Annotated in this window: 17 protein-coding genes; 15 read left to right on the top strand and 2 right to left on the bottom strand. The window is 67.2% G+C overall.

Annotated features, from left to right (window positions below):
• Window positions 1-20 precede the first annotated feature (20 nt).
• The 12 genes from F3087_RS17570 to F3087_RS17515 all read left to right on the top strand — a co-directional run bounded on the left by F3087_RS17570 (window position 21) and on the right by F3087_RS17515 (window position 14342).
• Window positions 21-1286 (top strand): glutamate-5-semialdehyde dehydrogenase, encoded by a 1266-nt coding sequence (locus F3087_RS17570; protein WP_150403068.1) that lies wholly within the window; start codon window positions 21-23, stop codon window positions 1284-1286.
• Between the two features lie 44 nt (window positions 1287-1330).
• On the top strand, window positions 1331-2230 hold the full coding sequence (locus F3087_RS17565) for an AAA family ATPase (RefSeq protein ID WP_150403067.1): 900 nt from the start codon (window positions 1331-1333) through the stop codon (window positions 2228-2230).
• A gap of 4 nt (window positions 2231-2234) precedes the next feature.
• A complete protein-coding gene (locus F3087_RS17560; RefSeq protein WP_150403066.1) occupies window positions 2235-3662 on the top strand; it encodes a vWA domain-containing protein in 1428 nt (475 codons plus the stop codon).
• 9 nt (window positions 3663-3671) lie between these two features.
• A complete protein-coding gene (locus F3087_RS17555) occupies window positions 3672-4013 on the top strand; it encodes an MmcQ/YjbR family DNA-binding protein (protein ID WP_150403065.1) in 342 nt (113 codons plus the stop codon).
• A gap of 61 nt (window positions 4014-4074) precedes the next feature.
• Window positions 4075-5925 carry an HSP90 family protein gene (locus F3087_RS17550; protein ID WP_150403064.1) on the top strand — a complete coding sequence of 617 codons (1851 nt, stop codon included), beginning with the start codon at window positions 4075-4077 and terminating at the stop codon, window positions 5923-5925.
• Window positions 5922-8741: a hypothetical protein gene (locus F3087_RS45970; RefSeq protein WP_191094015.1), complete on the top strand. Its 2820-nt coding sequence runs from the start codon at window positions 5922-5924 to the stop codon at window positions 8739-8741. Before F3087_RS17550 ends, F3087_RS45970 begins: the two co-directional genes overlap by 4 nt.
• Window positions 8742-8858: 117 nt before the next feature.
• Window positions 8859-9500: a nicotinate-nucleotide adenylyltransferase gene (gene nadD / locus F3087_RS17540; protein WP_150403063.1), complete on the top strand. Its 642-nt coding sequence runs from the start codon at window positions 8859-8861 to the stop codon at window positions 9498-9500.
• A gap of 107 nt (window positions 9501-9607) precedes the next feature.
• Window positions 9608-10024, top strand: a complete 417-nt coding sequence (gene rsfS / locus F3087_RS17535; protein WP_150403062.1) for a ribosome silencing factor — start codon at window positions 9608-9610, stop codon at window positions 10022-10024.
• 43 nt (window positions 10025-10067) lie between these two features.
• On the top strand, window positions 10068-10727 hold the full coding sequence (locus F3087_RS17530; protein WP_150403061.1) for a histidine phosphatase family protein: 660 nt from the start codon (window positions 10068-10070) through the stop codon (window positions 10725-10727).
• 526 nt (window positions 10728-11253) lie between these two features.
• Complete coding sequence (gene octT, locus F3087_RS17525) at window positions 11254-11967, top strand: diglucosylglycerate octanoyltransferase (protein ID WP_150403060.1); 714 nt, start codon at window positions 11254-11256, stop codon at window positions 11965-11967.
• A gap of 3 nt (window positions 11968-11970) precedes the next feature.
• A complete protein-coding gene (locus F3087_RS17520) occupies window positions 11971-12813 on the top strand; it encodes a DegV family protein (RefSeq protein WP_150403059.1) in 843 nt (280 codons plus the stop codon).
• Between the two features lie 1058 nt (window positions 12814-13871).
• Entirely contained in the window at window positions 13872-14342 is a 471-nt protein-coding gene (locus tag F3087_RS17515) for a GNAT family N-acetyltransferase (RefSeq protein ID WP_317983927.1), read from the top strand.
• Here F3087_RS17515 and F3087_RS17510 read toward each other — a convergent pair.
• Window positions 14318-15100, bottom strand: a complete 783-nt coding sequence (locus tag F3087_RS17510; RefSeq protein ID WP_150403058.1) for a DUF5984 family protein — start codon at window positions 15098-15100, stop codon at window positions 14318-14320. The two genes, F3087_RS17515 and F3087_RS17510, sit on opposite strands and share 25 nt — an antisense overlap.
• A gap of 153 nt (window positions 15101-15253) precedes the next feature.
• On the opposite strand from F3087_RS17510, the gene F3087_RS46590 reads away from it, so the two are divergent.
• From F3087_RS46590 to holA, 3 genes are all read left to right on the top strand, one after another.
• On the top strand, window positions 15254-16780 hold the full coding sequence (locus F3087_RS46590; protein ID WP_223885148.1) for a ComEA family DNA-binding protein: 1527 nt from the start codon (window positions 15254-15256) through the stop codon (window positions 16778-16780).
• A gap of 557 nt (window positions 16781-17337) precedes the next feature.
• Entirely contained in the window at window positions 17338-19578 is a 2241-nt protein-coding gene (locus F3087_RS17500) for a ComEC/Rec2 family competence protein (RefSeq protein ID WP_191094014.1), read from the top strand.
• A gap of 260 nt (window positions 19579-19838) precedes the next feature.
• Window positions 19839-20807 carry a DNA polymerase III subunit delta gene (holA, locus tag F3087_RS17495; RefSeq protein WP_150403056.1) on the top strand — a complete coding sequence of 323 codons (969 nt, stop codon included), beginning with the start codon at window positions 19839-19841 and terminating at the stop codon, window positions 20805-20807.
• Window positions 20808-20897: 90 nt separating this feature from the next.
• Here holA and F3087_RS17490 read toward each other — a convergent pair whose 3' ends face one another.
• A complete protein-coding gene (locus tag F3087_RS17490) occupies window positions 20898-21188 on the bottom strand; it encodes a hypothetical protein (protein ID WP_223885147.1) in 291 nt (96 codons plus the stop codon).
• Window positions 21189-21206 lie beyond the last annotated feature (18 nt).

Below are 21206 nucleotides of genomic sequence, written 5' to 3'. Positions count from 1 at the left end.
GGGTCAGTAGGCTGTACTCCATGACGGTAGGAACGACGACCGAGCCGGATACCCGCGAGGTGGTGCACGAGGCCGCACGCAAGGCTCGGGTCGCGTCGCGTGTGCTGGCGCAGCTGACCACGGCGCAGAAGAACGAGGCCTTGCACGCCGCCGCCGACGCCCTGTTGGCCGCGGCCGACACGGTGCTCGAGGCCAACGGCGAGGACGTGCTCGCGGCGCAATCGGCGAACGTGGAGGAATCGCTGATCGACCGGCTGCGGCTGACCAAGTCCCGGATCGACGGCATCGCCTCCGGCCTGCGCCAGGTGGCCACGCTGCCCGACCCGATCGGCGAGATCGTGCGCGGCTCGGTGCTGCCGAACGGCCTGGAAACCCGTCAGGTCCGGGTGCCGCTCGGGGTGATCGGCATGGTCTACGAGGCCCGGCCGAACGTCACCGTCGACGCGTTCGGGCTCACGCTGAAATCCGGCAACGCCGTCCTGCTGCGCGGTTCCTCCTCGGCCGCGCACTCCAATGCCGCGCTCGTCGCCGTGCTCCGGGAATCCCTTGTCGCGCAGGGTCTTCCGGCCGACGCCGGACAGCTGCTGCCCAGCGCGGACCGCTCCAGCGTTACCCATCTGATCCAAGCCCGCGGCCTGGTCGACGTGGTCATCCCGCGTGGCGGCGCCGGCCTGATCAGCGCCGTCGTCCGCGACGCCACCGTGCCGACCATCGAGACCGGCACCGGCAACTGCCACGTCTACGTGCACTCGGCCGCCGACCTGGACATGGCCGAGCAGATCCTGATCAACGCCAAGACCCGCCGCCCCAGCGTCTGCAACGCCGCCGAGACGGTGCTCATCGACGACGCGATCGCCACCGTCGCGGTGCCCAAGCTGATCGAGGCGCTGGAACGGCACGGCGTCACCGTGCACGGCGACCTGCCCGGCCTGGTGCCCGCGAACAGCAAGGACTGGGGCGAGGAGTACCTCACCCTCGATATCGCGCTCAAGGTGGTCGACGGCCTGGACGCGGCCATCGAGCACATCAACACCTGGGGCACCGGGCACACCGAGGCCATCGTCACCGGTGAGCTGGCCGCGGCCCGCGAATTCACCGGCCGAGTCGACGCCGCGGCCGTCATGGTGAATGCTTCAACCGCGTTCACCGACGGTGAGCAATTCGGCTTCGGCGCCGAGATCGGCATTTCCACGCAGAAGCTGCACGCCCGCGGACCCATGGCGCTACCGGAGCTGACCTCCACCAAGTGGATCGTGTGGGGCGACGGCCAGATCCGGCCGGTATAGGTATAGGGGAGCGAGCGACGCTCGTTCCCAAGGAAGGACTGCACGTGGCCCCCACCTCCGAGACGACCCAGGAGCCGATCTTCACCTCGGTCGACGATGTGATCGATCAGCTGGCGACCACCGGCTATCTCGCCGACAAGGCGACCGCCACCTCGGTGTTCCTGGCCGACCGGCTCGGCAAGCCGCTGCTCATCGAGGGTCCGGCCGGTGTCGGCAAGACCGAGCTGGCCAGGGCGGTCGCGCAGACCTCCGGCGCCGAGCTGGTCCGGTTGCAGTGCTACGAGGGCGTCGACGAGGCCCGCGCGCTCTACGAGTGGAACCACGCCAAGCAGATCCTGCGCATCCAGGCATCCAGCGGCCGCGACACGTCAAAGAGTGACTGGGAAGAAACGAAAGCCGACGTCTTCACCGAGGAATTCCTGCTCTCCCGCCCGCTGCTCACCGCGATCCGGCGCAGCGATCCCACGGTGCTGCTGATCGACGAGACGGACAAGGCCGACGTCGAGATCGAGGGCCTGCTGCTCGAGGTGCTCAGCGATTTCGCGGTGACGGTGCCCGAGCTCGGCACCATCGTCGCCACCCGCAAGCCCTTCGTGGTGCTGACCTCCAACGCCACCCGGGAGCTGTCCGAGGCGCTGAAGCGCCGCTGCCTCTACCTGCACCTGGACTTCCCGGACGAGGAGCTGGAGCGGCGGATCCTGGCCAGCCGGGTGCCGGAACTGTCCGCGGCGGTCGCGGCCCAGCTGGTGCGAATCGTGCACGTGTTGCGCGGCATGCAGCTGAAGAAGCTGCCGTCGGTGGCCGAATCGATCGACTGGGGGCGCACGCTGCTCGCGCTCGGCATGCACGATCTGGACGATTCGGCGGTGCGGGCCACGCTCGGCGTGGTGCTCAAGCATCAGAGCGATCACCAGCGTGCGCTGGCCGAGCTGAAGCTGGCCTGAACCGATGGCCGCGCGATCGCAACCCGCGCCGGACGCGGAACTGACCGCGCCGCACGGGCTGCCCGGTCATCTCGTCGGATTCGTCGAAGCGCTGCGGGAGCGCGGAATTCCGGTCGGGCCCTCGGAAACCGTGGACGCGGGCCGGGTGGTGACCGTGCTCGATCTGCTCGATCGGGACGTGTTGCGCGAGGGCCTGGCCTGTTCGCTGCTGCGCCGGACCACCCATCGCGCGACGTTCGACCGGCTCTTCGACCTGTGGTTCCCGATCGCGATCGGGGAGCGCAGCGGCGCCCGCGACGAGGTCGAGATTCCGCGGACGCCGACGGGTGAGGTGGACATCGCGGCGCTGCGGGAAATGCTGGCGGAGATGTTGACCCAGGAGTCGGGCGACGCGCGGCTGGATGCGTTGGCCGCGCAGTTGGTCGAGCAGCTCGGGCAGTATCAGTCGGCGAGTGGATCGTCGTTCTCGGCTTATCAAGCGTTGAAAGATGTTCAGCCGCAGACCTTGCTGGCCAAGATCCTGGCCGGGCTGGCGGCCGGTCCGGATGCCAGCGCGTTCGACACCGAGATCGCCCGGCGGGCCGCGCGCGGGCGAATCGACGCGTTCCGGGCCTCCGTGGAGGCGGAGACACGGCGGCGGGTGGCCGAGCGGATCGGGCGCGAGCGGGTCGCCAGTTACGGTGTGCCGCGCCAATCCGAGGACGTGGACTTCCTGCGCGCCTCGGAATCCGAGCTGATCGAGATGCGCCGCAGTACCCAGCGACTCGCGCGGATTCTGGCCTCGCGACTTGCGGTGCGGCGCAGGCATTCTCGCCGCGGTGAGATCGATCTGCGCAAGACGCTGCGCAAGTCGATGTCGACCGGTGGCGTGCCGATCGATCTGGTGAACCGCAAGCCGCGGCCCGGCCGGCCGGAGCTGGTGCTGCTGTGCGACGTGTCCGGCTCGGTGGCCGGTTTCAGTAATTTCACCCTGCTGTTGGTCAGCGCGTTGCGCGAACAGTTCTCCCGGGTACGGATTTTCGCGTTCGTCGACCAGACCGACGAGGTGACCCAGTTCTTCGATCCCCGCACGCAGCTGGACAAGGCGATGAACCGGATCTTCACCGAGGCCAGGGTCGTCGGGATGGACGGGCACTCCGACTACGGCAACGCGCTCGCCGGATTCGCCCGGGACTTCCCCGACGCCGTCACCGCGCGCAGCTCGCTGCTGATCCTCGGCGACGCGCGCACCAATTACCGTGACCCCGAACTGGAAACGCTGCGCGGGTTGGTGCGCACCGCCAAGCACGCGCACTGGCTCAATCCGGAGATGCAAACCAACTGGGGTTCCGGCGATTCCGCCGCCGACAAGTACCGGCAGGTGATCGAGATGCACGAATGCCGTTCGGCCAGCCAGCTGACGGCCGTGGTCTCGATGCTGCTGCCGGTGTGAGGACCTGACATGGACTACCCGCGACTACTGAAGTACTGCCTGGCGAAACCCGGCGCCTGGGAGGACGAGCCGTGGGAAGGCGATGTGGTCGCGAAGGTCGGCGACAAGATCTTCGCGTTTCTCGGCGAAACCTCGGTCGGACTCAAGTGCGGCCGCACCCGGGAGGAGGCCGACGAGCTGACCCGGGTATACCCCGATGACGTGTCGGCCTCGGCGTATATCGGGCGATACGGGTGGAACGTGGTCAAGCTCGGTGGTGTGGTTCCCGACGATGAGCTGCGGGAACTCGTCGATCAGTCCTACGACGCGATCGTCGCCAAGCTGCCGAAATCGAAACGGCCGACCGCCTGACAACCGCACCATCAGCGTTCGTTAAGCGAACCATTGGGCGATGCCGCAAGGATTGCCCACCATGGTGGAGAGAACGCCCAATGGTGTGGCGGCGGTGGAGGACAGCTATACGTTCCAGGTGGATCTGCGGGGGATCGTCGACTTACTCTCCCACCACCTGTATTCCAGCCCTCGGGTGTACCTGCGCGAGTTGTTGCAGAACGCGGTCGACGCCGTCACCGCGCGGGCACAGCGAGACCGGTTGGCGCCTACGGCGATTCGGATCGTCATCGATGAGACCGGTCTGCGGATCAGCGACCCGGGGGTGGGGCTGACCGAGGCGGATGTGCACCGGTTCCTGGCGACCATCGGCCGCTCGTCCAAGCGCGACGACATCGAGGGAGCGCGGCGAGAGTTCCTCGGGCAGTTCGGTATCGGGCTGCTGGCCTGCTTCACCGTGGCCGAGCAGATCCGGGTGGTCACCCGATCCGCCGACGATCCGGCCGCCGCGCCGGTCGAATGGCTGGCCGCCGCGGACGGCACCTACTCGGTGCGCCTGCTGGAGCCGGAGGAGTTTCCCGAGCCCGGCACCACGGTGCAGCTGACGCCCCGGGTCGGCGCGGAATCGTGGTTCGGGGCGCGCCGGGTGATCGAACTCGCCCGTGAATACGGGTCATTGCTGCCGTACGCGGTGACGGTCGAATCCGACGGTCTCATCGTGCCGGTCACCGACGGGCCGCCGGTGTGGCATCGCGACTATCCCTCCGCCATGGAACGTCGCGAGGCGCTGCTCGAATTCGGCGAGCGCACACTGGGATTCGATCCGCTCGACGTCATCGATCTGGACGCGGAACTGGCCGGGGTGAGCGGCGTCGCGTATGTGCTTGCGCAGCCCGGTAATCCGGCCGAGAGCAGCGCGCACCGGGTGTACCTGAAAGGCATGCTGCTCGGCGACGCCGTGCGCGGGCTGCTGCCGGACTGGGCGTTCTTCGTGCGCTGCGTGATCGACACGGACTCGTTGCGGCCGACCGCCTCGCGCGAGGGGCTCTACGAGGACGAGCGGCTCGCCATCATCCGCGAGGTGCTCGGCGACCGAATCCGCGACTGGCTCACCGAGATCGCGGCCGAACAGCCGCAGCGACTGGCCGCGTTCCTCGCCGTGCACTCCCTCGGGGTCAAGGCGATGTCCACGCATTCGCCGGAGCTGTTCCGGATCATGCTGCCGCACTTGAGTTTCGAGACCACCGATGGACGGGTGTCGCTGACCGAGTTCGCGCGTAAGCATCCGGTCATTCGAGTGACCTCGTCGGTCGAGGAGTTCCGTCAGGTGGCGTCGACCGCGGCGGCGCAGGGGATCGGGATCGTCAACGGTGGGTACGCCTACGACCGGGAGCTGGTCGCGTCGCTGCCGCGGCTGATGCCCGGGGTCGAGGTGATCGACCTCGATACCGACACCATCACGGCCGCACTGGATCCGGTCGACCCGGCCGAGGAACTGGCGTTGACGCCGGTGCTGTCTATTGCTCGTGCGGTGCTGGATCCGTTGTCCTGCGATGTGATCGTGCGTGCGTTCCACCCGGTGTCGGTGCCTGCGCTGTATCTGGACGGCCGCGGCGCGCGCAACGAACGCACCAGGGCGGAAACCGCACTCGGGGCCAACGAGCTGTGGAGCGAGATCCTCGGCGCGCTGGACGCCGCTGCCCCGCGCGCTCAGCTCGTGCTGAACTACCACAGCCCGGTCGTGCGCAGGCTCGCTCGCATCGGCGACCCGGCCTTCCTCAAGACGGCCGTCGAATCGCTGTACGGGCAGGCCCTTCTGATGACCCACCGCCCGCTGCGTGCCGCCGACACCGCGCTGCTCAACCGCGCCTTCGGCGAATTCCTCAGCTGGGCAACGCAGCGTGCCGCGGGCACCGGCGAAGAGACGGAGTGAACGTGGACACCGCCGAGATCAATGAGGCGCTGGCGCAGGTCTATTCGTTGCCGCACGGCCGACTACGCGTCGAGCGGCTGGAAATGCTTGCCGCCGCGGCGAAGTCGGAGTCCGACCGGCATCTGGAAGGCCGGGTGCTGCTGGAGCTCGCCGAGTCGTACACCTATGCGAGCGAACGCGACCTGGCACCGGTCGCCTACGGCCGGCTGCTGCGGATCTACGACGAACACCCGGCCGAACTCGGGTCGCTGACGCATTCGGTGCACTGGTACCTGAAGTGGATGACCTGGGGGTTGATCGACAATCCCGCGATACCGGTGCCGACCGTCTACCGCTGGTTCGACGAGCTCGAAAACCGTTATCGGCAGCGGGGTTACAGCCTGCGGCCGGTGCTCGCGCTGCGTGGGGAGTTGGCGCGGAAGCTGGGGGATGCCGAGGAGGGGGCGCGGCTGCACGAAGCGGCGCAGGCAGCGCCGCGTGACGGGATGTCGGACTGCGACGCGTGTGAACGCAACGAATGGGGGACCGGCAGAGCGGCTTTGGGGGACGACGTCGGTGCGCTCGCGCATTGGCAGGCGGTCATCGATGGTGATCGCACCTGCGCGGAAGAGCCGCACCGCGTGCTCGGCCAAGCGCTGCTCCCGTTGATGCGCACCGGTCGCATCGCCGACGCCCGCGGCGCGCATCTGACCGGATACCCGCTGGTCCGGCACAACGACAGCCTGCGCCCATCGGTCGCGTTGCACATCGAGTTCTGCGCCCTGACCGGCAACGAAGGCCGCGGACTGGAGATCCTGTCCGAACACGCGCGCTGGCTCACCGACCCAGGTGCCGACGCCGGCGCCCGCCTGGCGTTCCTCACCGGTGTTTGCGTACTGCTGCGCCGACTCGTGACCCTCGGCCTCGGCTACGTGCAGGTCACAGGCGGAACCGTCGATTCCCTACTGGCAGAACTCGATACGGAAATCGCCGGACTGTGCGCGCGATACGACCTCCGCAACGGAAACTCCGCAGTAAGCACCCTCGTCGCCACCCGCCTCGCGAGACAACCACTGCTGGAACGCCTTCCACTCGGTCTGCGCAGTCGGCTGCCGGAGGCGAAAGGGGGCGCGAGCACGTGTGGTGACGAATCGACCGCCATTGATGCAGCCACAGCGGGTGGAGTATCAACCGATGCTGCCGCGTTCGCCGGCAACGGGTTCTCGACCAGTGGAGCTGGTTCCGAAGGCAGCGCCAACGCGGCGGGTGCGTCTCCAACTGGCGGTGCTGATGCTGAAAGCAGCGCTACACCCGGTGGCACGGCATCTGCCGACGGTCCGATCTCGCCGGGCCGGGAACCCTCCGCTGCGAGCGGTGTGGCTCTCGCGGGTGGCGTCTCAGTCGATACCGATGCGCTTATCGGCGACGGGTTCTCGACCGGTGGTGCTGGTTCGGAAGACAGCGCCGATGCTGTGAGTGCACCTATCTCTCCGGGCGCGGGTCCAACCAGTGGCGCTAACTCTGAGAGCGGTGCTGAATTCGGGGGCGCGGTGTCTGCCAGTGGTTCGGTGTCTCCTAGGCGTGCGGCTTCCACTGATGCTCCCTCTGGAGGCGGTGACGCGCTGACTGGCGGAACAAGGTTTGCCGGGGGTGTAGCTCCTGCGGATGCGCCTGGCACGACAGGCGATGCCGATCCTGTGGGTATTGCGCGCTCGACGGGCGGTGCTGCACCAGCAGGCGGCGGTGCTGCGGGCGGTTCTGTTCTGGGTGGTTCGGGTTCTGTTGGTGGGAGCGCTTCGGGTGGTGCTACGGCGCCGAGTGGTGCGGCAACCTTTAGCAGCACAGGTCGGCTGGGCAGTGGTGTTCAAACAGGTGGGGGAGTTGCGGTGACCGGTTTTGCTTCTCATACAGGTGTCGGTTCATCGGGCGGTGCGGTGCTCACCACCGGTGTTGCCCGACCGGCGGCCTCGTTCCCCGAGGAGTGGCCCGACGGTGTCGTTTCCGACGATGAACGGTTGGCGGAGGTGCAGCGGCTGGCGGAGGTGGGGGCTGCTCGGCTCGCGGATGCTCCGGAGCAGGCGGAGGCTCGGTTGCGGGAAGCGTTGACGGTCGGGGCGGGCATCTTGCCTGCGGAGCATCTGGCGCGGCTCAGTTCGCAGCTGGTCATCGCGATTTCCGGGCAACCGGATCGCGAGCTCGACCTGGCTGACGCAGCGGTGCGGGCCGCGGCCAGGTGGGAGGGGGTGTCCGAGCCGGATCTGTTGCACCACACAGTGATTGCCGCCCGCGCATTTCATCGCGGTCGGCGGCACGGTGAGGCGGCCGCACTCTTCGAAGAAGCGTTGGCGGCGGATGGAATTCCCTATCCGCCCACTGAATTGGCTACGGTCCGTGCGCAATTCGGCGATTCGCTGAACGCGCTGCACCGATACCACGATGCCGCACGTCAGTTCGCCCAGGCCGCGCAGTTGATCGAGCACGATCCCGACCGCCGTGGGCTGCACGCCGAACTCGCCTTGTCGGCGGCGATCGCGCTCGAGTACTGCGATCAGGATGCGGCAGCGGTGGCCGCGTATCAGCGGGCCGCCGAACTATTCGGCGCGCTCGGGAACGTGGTGTCTCGTGCTCGCTGCGTACGGTCGGCCGCCTGGCTCCAACTGTGGGTCCCGGACGTCGCGCCCGGCCGCCCGTGGCTCAGCGCGATGCAGTCGTTGATCACCGAGTTGATCGAGAGCGGCTCGCCGACCGCCGAGGTATCCGAGGAACTCGCCCAGACCCGCCGCGAACTGGGCGAGATGCTGGACGCGGAGGACGGTTACGGGCTGGCGGGGGAGTAGCCGGGCCACGGGCGTGCGCGCAGTCGATCACGCCCGTGGCCGCGGCCCGAACCCGCCGACCGCATCCCGGCTTGCCGCTCCTGGCCGCGTGAAGCCGACCGATTAAGCTCAGCACTCATGCAAGAGACAGGTCGGCGCGGCCGCAAACTGGGCGTGATGGGCGGCACCTTCGACCCCATCCACCACGGTCACCTGGTCGCCGCCAGCGAGGTCGCGAATCGGTTCGCGCTCGATGAAGTGATCTTCGTCCCCACCGGTCAGCCCTGGCAGAAGGCCGATAAACAGGTCAGTCCGGCGGAGGATCGCTACCTCATGACCGTGATCGCGACCGCCTCCAACCCCAGCTTCTCGGTCAGTCGCGCGGACATCGACCGGGAAAAGGTCACCTACACCGTCGACACGCTGCGGGAGATGCGTGACCGGCATCCGGACGCCGAGCTGTACTTCATCACCGGAGCGGATGCGCTGGCCAACATCCTGACATGGCAGGATTGGGCCGAACTGTTCGAACTGGCGAGGTTTGTCGGGGTGAGCCGTCCGGGGTACGAGCTGAATACCGATCATCTCGAGGAACATCTGCGCGATCTTCCGGCCGATGCGGTGACCATGGTCGAAATCCCGGCGCTGGCGATCTCGTCGAGCGAATGCCGGCGCCGCGCCGCCGAGAACCGGCCGGTGTGGTACCTCGTCCCCGATGGCGTGGTGCAGTACATATCCAAGCGGCACCTCTATGTGCCCGCAGGAGCGGAAGGTAGCTGAGTGAGCGAGCGTAGCGGGGGGCAGGCAGTGACCGAGCGTAGCGAGGGAACCGAAAATAGAGCTGCCCAAGCAGTCATGCCGGAGCCGAGCGTCAGCGAGGTGCAGGCATGAGTGCTTCTGTAGAGGCAGTCGAGATGGCTCAGGTGGCGGCCCGGGCGGCCGACGAGAAGTTGGCGCTCGATGTGGTGGTGCTCGACGTGTCCGAGCAGTTGGTGATCACCGACTGCTTCGTGATCGCCTCGGCGCCGAACGAGCGCCAGGTCAACGCCATCGTCGACAACATCGAGGACAAGCTGCGCGACGCCGGGCACAAGCCGGTCCGGCGCGAAGGCACCCGGGAGGGGCGCTGGGCGCTGCTCGACTACGTCGACGTCGTGGTGCACGTCCAGCACAACGACGAGCGCAACTTCTATGCGCTGGAGCGGCTCTGGAAGGACTGCCCGGTCGTGCCGGTCGACGGCATCGGCGGGCCGGACGCGCGGGTCGCGGCGGTGAACGGCGACGCGGAGAGCGACACCGAGTGAACGAGCGATTCATCGGTGAGCCGGTCCTCGGAAAGGCGCGACCGTGAGCAAGTACGCCCACGTGCGCAACCTGATCCTGTTGCGCCACGGGCAGACCGAATGGAATGCCGCCGACCGGATGCAGGGTCAGATCGACACCGATCTCACCGAGCTCGGCCGCCGTCAGGCGAAAGAGGCTGCGCGCGAACTGGTTTCGCGTAACGCGATCGCCATCATCTCCTCGGATCTGCGCCGCGCCTTCGAAACCGCTTCCGCCCTGGCCGATCACACGTCCCTCGACGTGGTGCCCGATCCGCGCCTGCGCGAAACCGACCTCGGCGACTGGGAGGGGTTGACCCATCTCGAGGTCGACGCCGACTACCCCGGCGCGCGTCAGGCCTGGCGGCTCGACGCCACCTACCGGCCGCCGAACGGGGAGAGCAAACTCGAGGTCGGCGCGCGATCGCTGCCCGTGGTGCGGGAACTGCTCGTCGAGCGGCAGGACTGGCCCGGCCGGACTATCATCCTGGTGGCGCACGGCGGGCTGATCGCCGGTCTCACGGCCGCGCTGCTCGACCTGCCTCCAGCGAACTGGCCCGTCCTCGGCGGACTGGCCAACACCAGCTGGGTGCAGCTCAGCAGTCACGGTCCGAGCATCGACCAGCCCGGCTGGCGCCTTGACGTGTGGAACGCATCGGCGAAGGTGGCCCCGGATGTCCTCTGAAGATCCGATTCGGCAGGTGCCGGACGAGCTGTTCCGGAAGGCCTCGGCCAAACCGGAACGTTCCGTCCCGGACGCGCTGTTCGGCCCGCCCCCGGTCCCCCCGGCGGTGGAGCCTGAAGCTGCTGAGTCGGGTTCGACGGAGGAAGAGGCGCCGGCCGAACCCGAGGGTTCCGCGCCCGCCAGCTCGGTCGACCCACCTCCTGATGAATCAGGTGGTGTCGCAGGTGGTTCCGTCGACGGTGTTGTCGGTCGCAGAGCTGCGGATGTGATCGTTTCGGCTGATCCGGTTGCCGGGTCGGCCGAAACCGTCGAATCCGCTGTCGGCGTTGGCTCTCCGTCTGCTGTGGGCGAATCCGCCACTGCGGCGGCTGGTTCCGGCGCCGCTGAGACCGCTGCCGACGGAGGCGCCGCGCGGTCCGAAGGGGAGGCTGCGTTTGTGTCGGCTACGGCCGATTCGGAAGAATCTGCCGCGGTCGTCGAGGTGTTTGCGGGTGAAACTGCCGCCGATTCCGGTGCTGCGGCTGATGTGTCGACTGTCCGCCCCGTACTGCTGGTGATCGCGGATTCGCTGTCCTACTTCGGGCCCAAAGGTGGGTTGCCTGCGGATCATCCGCAGATTTGGCCGAACCTTGTTGGGGCCGAGCTGGATTGGGATGTCGAGGTGGTCGGGCGGATCGGCTGGACCTGCCGGGATGCCTACTGGGCGTTGATCGGTGATCCGCGGGTGTGGGCGGCGGTGCCGCGTGCCGGTGCTGTTGTATTCGCTGTGGGCGGTATGGATTCGCTGCCCTCGCCGCTGCCGACCGCGCTGCGCGAGCTGATCCGCTACATCCGTCCGCCTGTCGTGCGTCGTGGGGTCCGCGCCACCTACACCTGGTTGCAGCCCAAGCTGTCGAAACTCGGTCGGCCCGTGGCACTTCCGCCGAAGGTCAGCGTGGACTATCTGGAGCAGTCGCGGGAAGCGTTGGCGCACTTGCGACCTGACCTGCCGTTCGTCGCGGTGCTGCCGTCCGTGCACAACTGTGACGCCTACGGGCGCGTGCATTCCGGACGTGAGCGTGCGGTAAAGGCGCTGCGTGCGTGGTCCGCGCGCACCTCGGTGCCGCTGGTCGACCTCGGTGAAGCCGTGCGCGACAACATCTTCTCCGGCGACGCGAACCCCGACGGCATCCACTGGGGCTGGGCCGGGCATACGGCCGTGGCCAATGCGATGGTGAAGACCCTGCAGGAGGTTCGGTAGTCCGTGGCCGTCGTGGTCGTGACAGATTCGTCCGCCAGCCTCCCTGCCGAACTCGCCACCGAGCTCGATATCGCCGTCGTACCCCTGCATGTCCTGATCGGTGACCGTGCGATCCGCGAAGGCGTCGATCCGGTCGACATCGACTACTCCTCCGACACCGTGACCACCTCGGCGTCGTCACCCGGCGAACTGCGCGCCGTCTACGAAGCGGCGTGGGAGCGCAGCGGCGGTGATGGTGTTGTCGCGGTGCATATTTCGCGCCAGCTCTCCGGTACTTGGGAAGCGGGCAGGCAGGCCGTCCGCGACATGGACGCCGCCGACCGAGTGCGCCTCGTCGATTCACTCGGCGCCGGCCTCGCCACCGGTTTCCCGGTCTTGGCCGCCGCGCGCCGGGCGGCTTCCGGCGCATCAGTGGACGTCGTCTACGACACCGCAGTCGCCGCATCCAGCCGAGCCCGCACCTTCATCCTGGTGAACCGTACCGAACAACTACGCCGCGGCGGCCGATTAAGCTCCGCCGCAGCCTTTTTCGGCAGCGACCTCGTCACCAAACCCCTCCTGCAAATCGTCGAGGGCCGCCTCGAACTCCGCGAAAAAGTCCGCACCCGCTCCAAAGCCTTCGCCAAACTCGTCGCCGCAGCAGTAGACGCAGCCGGCGAAGACGGCGCCGCCGTAGCCGTCCAACACCTCGGCGCCGAAGAAGCCGCCCAAACCGTAGCCACCCAACTCCGCGACCTCATCCCCGGCATCCGCGAACTGATCATCGCCGAATTCGGCCCCGCCCTAGGCGTCCACCTCGGCCTAGGAGCTGTAGGCGTCCTGGTCCTCCCCGGCGGCTGCGACTAGCCCTGGTCGCTGAACGGGACTCGACCGCGCCCAAACACCAGTAGCACCGCACCCATGTCCCGTCTGGTGCACATCCCCCGGCGACCGGGACACGGCTGAGCCGAATATCGAGTGCTGGCACCGTCATGTCCCGTTCGATGCCCATCGTTACCGCCAAGGGGACCTGGTTGAGTCGAGTGTCAGTGATTGCCCGGTGATGTCAGCTCGATGGGACCATTCGGCGAGTTAGCGAAGGGCAGGAAGGGTTCTCGATCGTACCGGCTGCGTTGATCGGGACATGGCGAACGCGAGGCGAGTGGCACCGCGGCCAGGTCTTGCTCTGCGCTTCCTACCACGACCGGGACTTGGCGGACCTGATTGTCGAGTGGCGTCCCGCTCGGTGCCCATCGTTAGGGCGAGTGGGACTTGGCTGAGCCGAAGGTCGAGTGGTGGCGCACTCGTGTCCCGCTCGGCGGTAGTGGGCCGTGCGGAGGGGACGACATCTAGCTGTCGCTGAGTGTCGGGTGTCATTCATGAGGTATCTATCGGCGGCGGTGGCCAGCGGTGCCTGGTTGAGTCAGTCGGGACAATGTGGAGACGAGACGCACGCGGCGCCACTTTCATGTCCCTATCGGCACTCATCCGTACGGCGAGTGGGACTTTGCTGAGCTGATTGCCGAGTGACGCCCCGTTCGATGCCCATCGTTAGGGCGAGTGGGACTTGGCTGAGCTGATTGCCGAGTGACGCCCCGTTCGATGCCCATCGTTAGGGCGAGTGGGACTTGGTTGAGCCGAAGGTCGAGTGGTGGCTCGCTCATGTCCCGCTCGGCGGTTGTCCCGACGGCGAGCGGGACTTGGTGGAGGGGTTGGCAGGTGGTGGCTGGGGGTGTTCCGTTCGGTGGATATCTGCTCGGGGATATGGGCTGTGACGTCGTGGGAGAAGGGCGTTGAAGGGGTGGGCTAATCATGGGAGCCGGTCAATAATCTGGGTGAGTGGAAGGGGAGTGTGGGGCGGGGGTTGCGGTTAGCGTGGCGGGGTGACGGGTTCTGCGGGGCAGTCGGTTCGGTCGGTGTTGCGGGTGGCGGTGGTTGAGTGGGGGCATTCGGATGCGGAGGTTTTGCGGGGGGAGATGGCGGCGGAGGTTGGGCCGCGGTATGCGTATTTGGCGGAGACGTTGCGGGTGAATCCGAATGCGGTCGATCCGGATACGGTGCATCGGACGTTTGTTGTGTATTCGGGGGAGCCGGTGGGGCATGCGGCGGTGCGGTGGAATGCGGGTGAGCTAGAGCTCAAGCGGATGTTTGTTCGGCCGGGTTATCGAGGGTCGGGTGTTGCGCCGCTGTTGCTTGCTGCGGCGGAAGATGCTGCGCGCGAACAAGGTTTACCGCGATTGATCTTGCAGACCGGTCATCTGCAACCGGAGGCTGTGCGGTTCTACGAACGCAGTGGGTATCACCGGATACCGATCTTCCCGCCGTATGAGGTTCTGCCGCTTTCGAACTGTTTCGCCAAGGAACTGGTCGGTCAGCAAGTCGCGGAGTCGGATTGACGCAGAATTCGGGCGCCGAGGCGGACGGCATCCCAGTCGGTGTCGGGTCGACGCGCCTGCGCTTGCGTCAGCCAGCGCGCTCGATCCTGTTGCTCATGCTGCAACAGGTCGAGATCGATCTCGATACCCGCTGGGGGACCGGATGATTCGAACTCGCGAACGCGCTCTTTCATCGAGGACATCAGATAATGGTCGAATTCAACTACGGCCGTGCGGAATTCGTCGGTCGGCACGCTGACCCGGCCGGTCGGGGGACCGGTGAACTCGATTTCGCTTTCCGGATCTGTCGGGTAACGCCAAGCGACAGTGACGGAATCGGAGTCACCGTCGACGGTTCGCCACCAGCGTATGTGCGGGCCGAACCACAGGTATCCGGTGTCGAGGGTGCGGTCGCCGTACCAGGTCGACGCGGCGTCGACCTCGGGTGTGTCCGCCCATGACCAGTCCGTGGGTTCGGAGCCGACGAAGTCGATCAGGTCGCTGGGCACCGGCTCCAGTGCGCCGGGTAGCAGCGTGAGCACGTCCTCCCACAGGCGGGCAACGTAATACTCGACGTAGCAGTCGTACGACATCTCCTGCTGGCCGGCTTGGGTCCGGAGCAGGTCGGTTGTGCGCTCGGAAAAGCGCAGTAGCTCATGGTCGCCGAGATCGATGTAGTACCAACCCTCGGTGAGCGCGAACCAGTGCAGAGTCCGGTACTGATCTCCCCACGGTCCGACTCGGTCCAGCGGCGACAAGCCGAAGCGGAATCGGATCACCGGGCAAGTTTTGCACTTCGCCGTCCGCCACGCCCGACGATCGATCTGCGCGCCGTCGGCGAGTTGTCCACACTCTCGAAGTTGTCCACAAACTGGCTGAATTGCCTGGTCGCCCAAGATCTTTGGGCGCGGTCCGGAGCTAGCGTCGCCCTCATGTCACGACAGGACGAACGTGAGCGGATTCAGCGCCGGCTCGGCGCACTGACCAGCCGTGTCGGTGCCAGCCGGACGGGGATCGCGGGTGCGGCCGAAGCCTCGCGTGCCCTCGGTGGTCGCCGGGCACATCTGAGTGCGCCACCTGCGGCGGGCGGCTTCGGTGAATTGGCACGTGACCAATGGAAAGAGACCGGTGCGCGGTCGAAGCAGTTGGCGCACGCGGGGGCGTCGGTTGGCTTGGTGCAGGGTGCGGACCGGCGGCCGGTTGGACTGGGTGGCGGCAAGACCGCGGTGTTGCCTGAGAAATCAATGCTGTCCGGAAAGCCGGGGTCTCAGGTACGGGGTGGGTCCTTGACGGCCGCATCTCGGCGCTCGAATGAGCCGGATGTCAGTGCGGAGTTCTCCGATAGTTCGGCAGTCCGGGTACGCGATGAGTTGCTGGTGGACGGCGTGCCCGATGTGGACCAGCAATGGGGTGAAGCGAGCACGGAAGGTCTGGCGTTTTCCGCGGGGATGGAATCGGAGGATGCCGAATCGTCAGAGGAGCGGCGGTCAAATGAGGTGGGCTTAGCGGCAAGCAGGGTGTCTTCCCGGCGCGCGTCGCGGTTTGGCCTTACGGAGCTCAGTGCGGGTAGCGGTCCTTCTTCACGCGTGGGGAAGTGGGATCTCGCAGAGCTGCCTGCTGAGCCTGAAGACGACGACGAGGATCGCGATTTCGGTCAGGTGCGCTCGCCTGGATGGCTGGATGAACCCGCCGCGGATCGTGGATGGTGGGATCGGCTTGTGCCGGAGCGATTTCGGGGCACTCGACTCGATCCGGAACGGCGGGGCCTGTGCACATTGCTGGCGATCGGTGTGGTGGCGATGGTGGTTGCCGCCGTCGTCATATTTCATGAGCGGCCCGTCGCCCGTCCGGTTCCGCCGCTGCCCGCCATGCGTACAACCACGGCTCCTGTCGTGGCGCGAATGTCGGGTGCGGAGCCACCGAGCGCGGCCGCATCGCCTGTGGCCGCACCGGTTCCAGTCGAACCGAATATGGCGGCCGGCGCTGAATTGGTCGTCAGCGTCGTAGGTTTGGTGCACCGCACGGGATTGGTACGCCTGCCTGCCGGATCACGCGTCGCCGATGCCCTGACCGCGGCAGGCGGCGCGCAGGACGGTGCCGACCTCGCCGGCCTCAACCTGGCCCAGCGGCTGATCGATGGCGACCAAGTCCTCGTCGGCCCACCCGGTCCGAACCCAGGCCCGCCAAAACTCGGCAGCACGACCATCAACGCAGGCGGCCGCACCTCCGCCTCGCCATCCGGATCCGCCCACCCGGCAACCCCTTCCGGCCGCGTCGACCTCAACACCGCATCCGAATCCGAGCTGGAAGCACTCCCCGGCATCGGCCCCGTAATGGCCAAGGCGATCGTCGCCTGGCGTACCACTCACGTCCGCTTCACCGACGTAACCCAACTCGGCCAAGTAGACGGCATCGGGCCTGCCCGCCTCGCCCGTCTGCGCGAACTGGTGAAGGTATGAGCACGAGTCGACGCGGTGCTGGTTGGGATGATGGCGGCGTCGCAGGTGCTGCGGGGCAGAGATCAGCGGGATGGCGACGGGAGTCGAGGCGGGGCGGGGAGGGAGATCCCGGAGTTGATGAAGAGCCGGAGGTGCTTGATGCTCGGTTGTTGCCTGCGGCGGCTTGTTGTTGGGGAGCAACGATTGTCGCGGTGACGGCGGGGTGGGTGGCGGGGGTGTTGCTTGCGGTGGCGTTGGTTGTGGTGGCGATCGGGTTGTGGGTCTTGTTGTTGTGGGGGATGGCGCATCGGGGCGAGCGGCGGCGGGTTGTCGCGGTGGTGGCGCTGGCTTCGGTGCTGATGGCGGCGGGGTTTGCGGTGGCTGCGGCGTGGCGGGAGCATCGGGTGGCTACGCATCCATTGCGGACTGCGGCGGGGTTGTCGGTGCGGGTGGTGGTTACGCCTGGTGGTGATCCGAAGGCGTTGCGCGGCAAGTCTTTCGGGGGTAGCCGGTGGGTGGTGCGGGGCAGTTTGGCCGGGTACCGGTTCGGGGAGACGACGGTGCGGGCCGGTGGGGCGGTGGTGATTCTGGCGTCCGGTGATGCGTGGGCTGAGCTGGTGCCGGGGCAGGCGGTCGAGTTCCAGGCGCGGGTGGATTTACCGGCGCGTCGGGATTTGACCGTGGCGATGTTGCTGGCGCAGGGATCGCCGCAAACCGTTGGCGAGTTGCCTTGGTGGCAGCGGGTAGCTCGTTCCGTGCGAACGGATTTCGCGACTGCGGCATCCCGCGCGTTGCCTCCCGAACCGGCCGGGTTGTTGCCCGCGTTGGTCGACGGAGATACATCTGCGTTGCCCGATGAACTTCGTGAAGAGTTCGAAATCGCTGGCCTGGAACATCTTTGCGTGGTCAGCGGCGCAAACTTCACCATTCTGTTGTCGGCGGTGCTCTTGGCGGTACGGGTACTGACCCTCGGTCCGCGGGCCGGGGCGTTGGTCGCCGGGGCGGCGCTGGTGATGTTCGTGATCATCGCACGGCCTGATCCGAGTGTGTTGCGAGCCGGGGCGATGGGCGCGATCACATTGCTGGCCTTGGTGACTGGGCGTCGGAAGCAGGCGCTACCCGCACTGTGCGCGGCGATCATCGGCTTGCTCGCTGTGTGGCCGGCACTCGCGGTTTCTGCCGGCTTTGCCTTGTCGGTGTGCGCGACCGCCGGATTGATCCTGCTGGCACCGAGTTGGGCGGACTGGTTGCGGGCGCGGGGTTGGCGGCGGGTACCCGCCGAGATCTTTGCGGTGGCGGCAGGTGCCTTCGTTGTCACCACGCCGCTCATGGTTGCCTTGGATGGAAAGGTCAGTCTGGTCGCGATTGTCGCGAATGTACTGGTGGAGCCGGTTATTGCGCCGATAACGGTGATCGGTGCTATCGGCGCGGTGCTGTCCTGCGTCTGGCTGCCGCTGGCTGTGCTTGTAGTGCGTTGCGCGGCACCGCCGATGTGGTGGTTGCTGTTCGTCGCCGAGCACGTGGCAGATGTGCCGGGTTCGTCGGTCGAGGTACCTGGCGGACTGCTCGGCGGGCTGATCGCTTGCGTAGTTGTCGCTGTGGGCATTCTCGCGTTGCGCTTCGCTGTAGTACGCAGAGTGGTTCTGACTGTGGCATTCGGTGTGGCGGCGGTGGTGATCCCGGTGCGGATCTGGCATCCCGGCTGGCCACCTGAGGGGTGGGTGCTGGCAGCCTGCGACGTGGGACAAGGTGACGGCCTTGCCTTGTCGGTCGGGGCGGGTACTGCGGTCGTGATCGATGTCGGGCCGGAAGCGCGACCGATGCGGAATTGCTTGGACCGCTTGCACGTAACTCGTATTGCCCTACTGGTATTGACGCATCCGCATGCCGATCACATCGGTGGCATCAGCGGTGCGTTGGACGGTCGGGCGGTGGCTGCGGTAGCAGTCGGACTGCATGAACTGGAGGGGTTGGCGCCGCGCGTGGGTAGTACTTCGGTCGCCCAAGGTGTGGCTACGCAATCAGTTTCGGAATCGGCCGGAGGTCGTGAGCTCGAAACCGGATCAAACGGTGGCTGCGGACTGGTGCACGGAGCGAGTTTGCCGCAGGTGCAAGGTGATTCGTCGCAGCATCAGAGTGGCACAGCGAGTAGCCGATCAGATTCAGCGGTTGAGGATATGGCCGGGCAATGTCGGCCGGTCGGCGATTCATGCCGGCCGAGCGGCGAGCAATGCGCGGGGCTACCCGATCGACCTTCATCGAGCGATTCGCATGGTGCGAATGTCCGGCGTGGTGCGCGAGTTGAAGGACTGGCGCGGGTCGTGGAGGTTACGCAGGAAGCTGATATCCCGCTGTTGGAACTATCGGCCGGGCAGGTATTCCGCTTCGGCACAGTCGAATTGGAGGTGCTCGCGCCAGAATTGGGTGGGTTGCGGCCCACTCCTGGTGCCGAGGCCGATGAGGCCAACGATCGTTCGATCGTCCTCGCGGCGACCACATCCGCCGGACGGATCCTCCTGACCGGAGACATCGAGTCTCCCGCGCAACGCACATTGCTCGAGACCGGCGTCCCACTACACGCAGACGTCCTGAAGCTCCCACACCACGGATCCCGAACCACCACAAACGAATTCCTCGCCGCCGTACACCCACGACTGACCGTGATCAGTGTCGGCGCCGACAACACCTTCGGTCACCCGAATGCCGCGATTCTCACCGAGCTATCCGCTCTCGGCACGACTGTGGCCCGCACCGACCAGCGCGGCGACGTGCTCGTCCTGGGAGATGGGCAATCGCTACGCGTGGTGACCTCGAGATGAGGGCATACGCTGTGGCTGCCGCGAACGCATGTGGGAGAGCGCGTCGACCGACTCGATCAGGAGCTGACCTGGCGTGTCGTCGACGCGGGTTGCCGGGTGCTGCGGGGTGCTCGGTGAACACGCGGAACCTGCGGTGCGGGTCTGTCGGTGGGGGACCGTAGGATCGCTGCCGTGACCGAGCTCAGCGAGCGTCAGCGAGTGGACCAACGACACGGCGTGCCTTCGCCGATGGCGGAGGCGAGCGTCGGCGAGGTGGCGTCATGAGCGAGCGGCCCGCGCTGCACTTGGTGCTGGGGGACGAGGAACTGCTGGTCGAGCGTGCGGTGGGCGAGGTCACCGCGCAGGTGCGGGCGCTCGCGCCGGATGCCGACGCGGTGCCGATCGATCGTATGCGGGCAGGCGATGCGAGTACCGCGGAACTGGCGGAGCTGCTGAGTCCGTCGCTGTTCGCCGAGGACCGGGTGATCATCCTGGAGTCGGCGGCCGAGGCGGGTAAGGACGCGGTCGCGGTGATCACCGCTGCGGCGGTAGATCCGCCTGAGGGCGTGGTGCTTGTGGTGCTGCACTCGGGCGGCGGGCGGGCCAAGGCGCTGGTGCCTGCGTTGCAGAAGGCCGGTGCGGTGGTGCACGACTGCGCCAAGATCACCAAGTCGGCCGAGCGAGTGGAATTCGTGCGCGGCGAGTTCCGCAACGCCGGAGTGCGCGTCGCGGGCGACGTCGTGCAGGCGATGCTGGAGTCCGTCGGGTCCGACCTGCGCGAGCTGGCCGCGGCCTGCTCGCAGCTGGCCTCCGACACCGGCGGCAAGATCGACGTCGCCGCCGTCCACCGCTACTACTCGGGCAAAGCCGAGGTCACCGGTTTCGACGTGGCCGAGCTCGCCGTCGCCGGCGACCGCCCGGGCGCGATGGAAGCCCTGCGCTGGGCGAACGATCGCGGCGTCCCGCACGTGCTGCTCGCCGACGCCCTCGCCGACTCCGTGCACACCATCGCCCGCGTCGGTTCCGCAGGCCGTGGCGATCCGTTCAAGCTCGCCCAACAACTCGGCATGCCGCCCTGGAAGGTCAAAAAGGCCCAAGCCCAGGCCCGCAGCTGGACCCCCACCACGATCGGCTCTGCCCTCCAAGTCGTCGCGACCCTCAACGCCGACGTCAAAGGCGGTGCCGCCGACGCAAACTACGCCCTCGAGCACGCTCTCACCCAGATCCTGGACCTACACTCCGCAGGCTGACGGCCGCCCGGCATCCGTCGGACCGTCGCCTACGAGTTGACCAGCCGCTTGGGACGCGACGGCATTCAGAGGCCGACAAGTCCGACTGGCCTAGCGGAACTGTCCACGCCGACAACATCTTCCCCGGCTAGGAACGCCGCGGCCGTAGAAGAAGGTCAATTGCAGGACAGCGCGTTTCAGGTCGGAAGTCGCGACCGGATCGCCGTGCGAGCCGATGCTCAGCGCGTCCGCGAGGAACGGCCCGATGATGAACCACAGGCCGGCCGCCGCGGCCAGCCAGCCACCGACCAGGTGATTACGGCTCGCCAGCATCAGCCATGCGCCGACAGCCGCGGTCGCGCCGGGGAGCGCCTCGAGCCAGCCACGCGCCGAAGTCCACACCCAGGAGTCATCCGCACC

Origin of the sequence: Nocardia colli, from assembly GCF_008704205.1 — a bacterium.
In the GTDB taxonomy this organism is placed as follows: domain Bacteria; phylum Actinomycetota; class Actinomycetes; order Mycobacteriales; family Mycobacteriaceae; genus Nocardia; species Nocardia colli.
The sequence above is the reverse complement of the archived record's forward strand: the minus strand, read 5'-3'. Positions and strand labels throughout refer to the sequence as shown.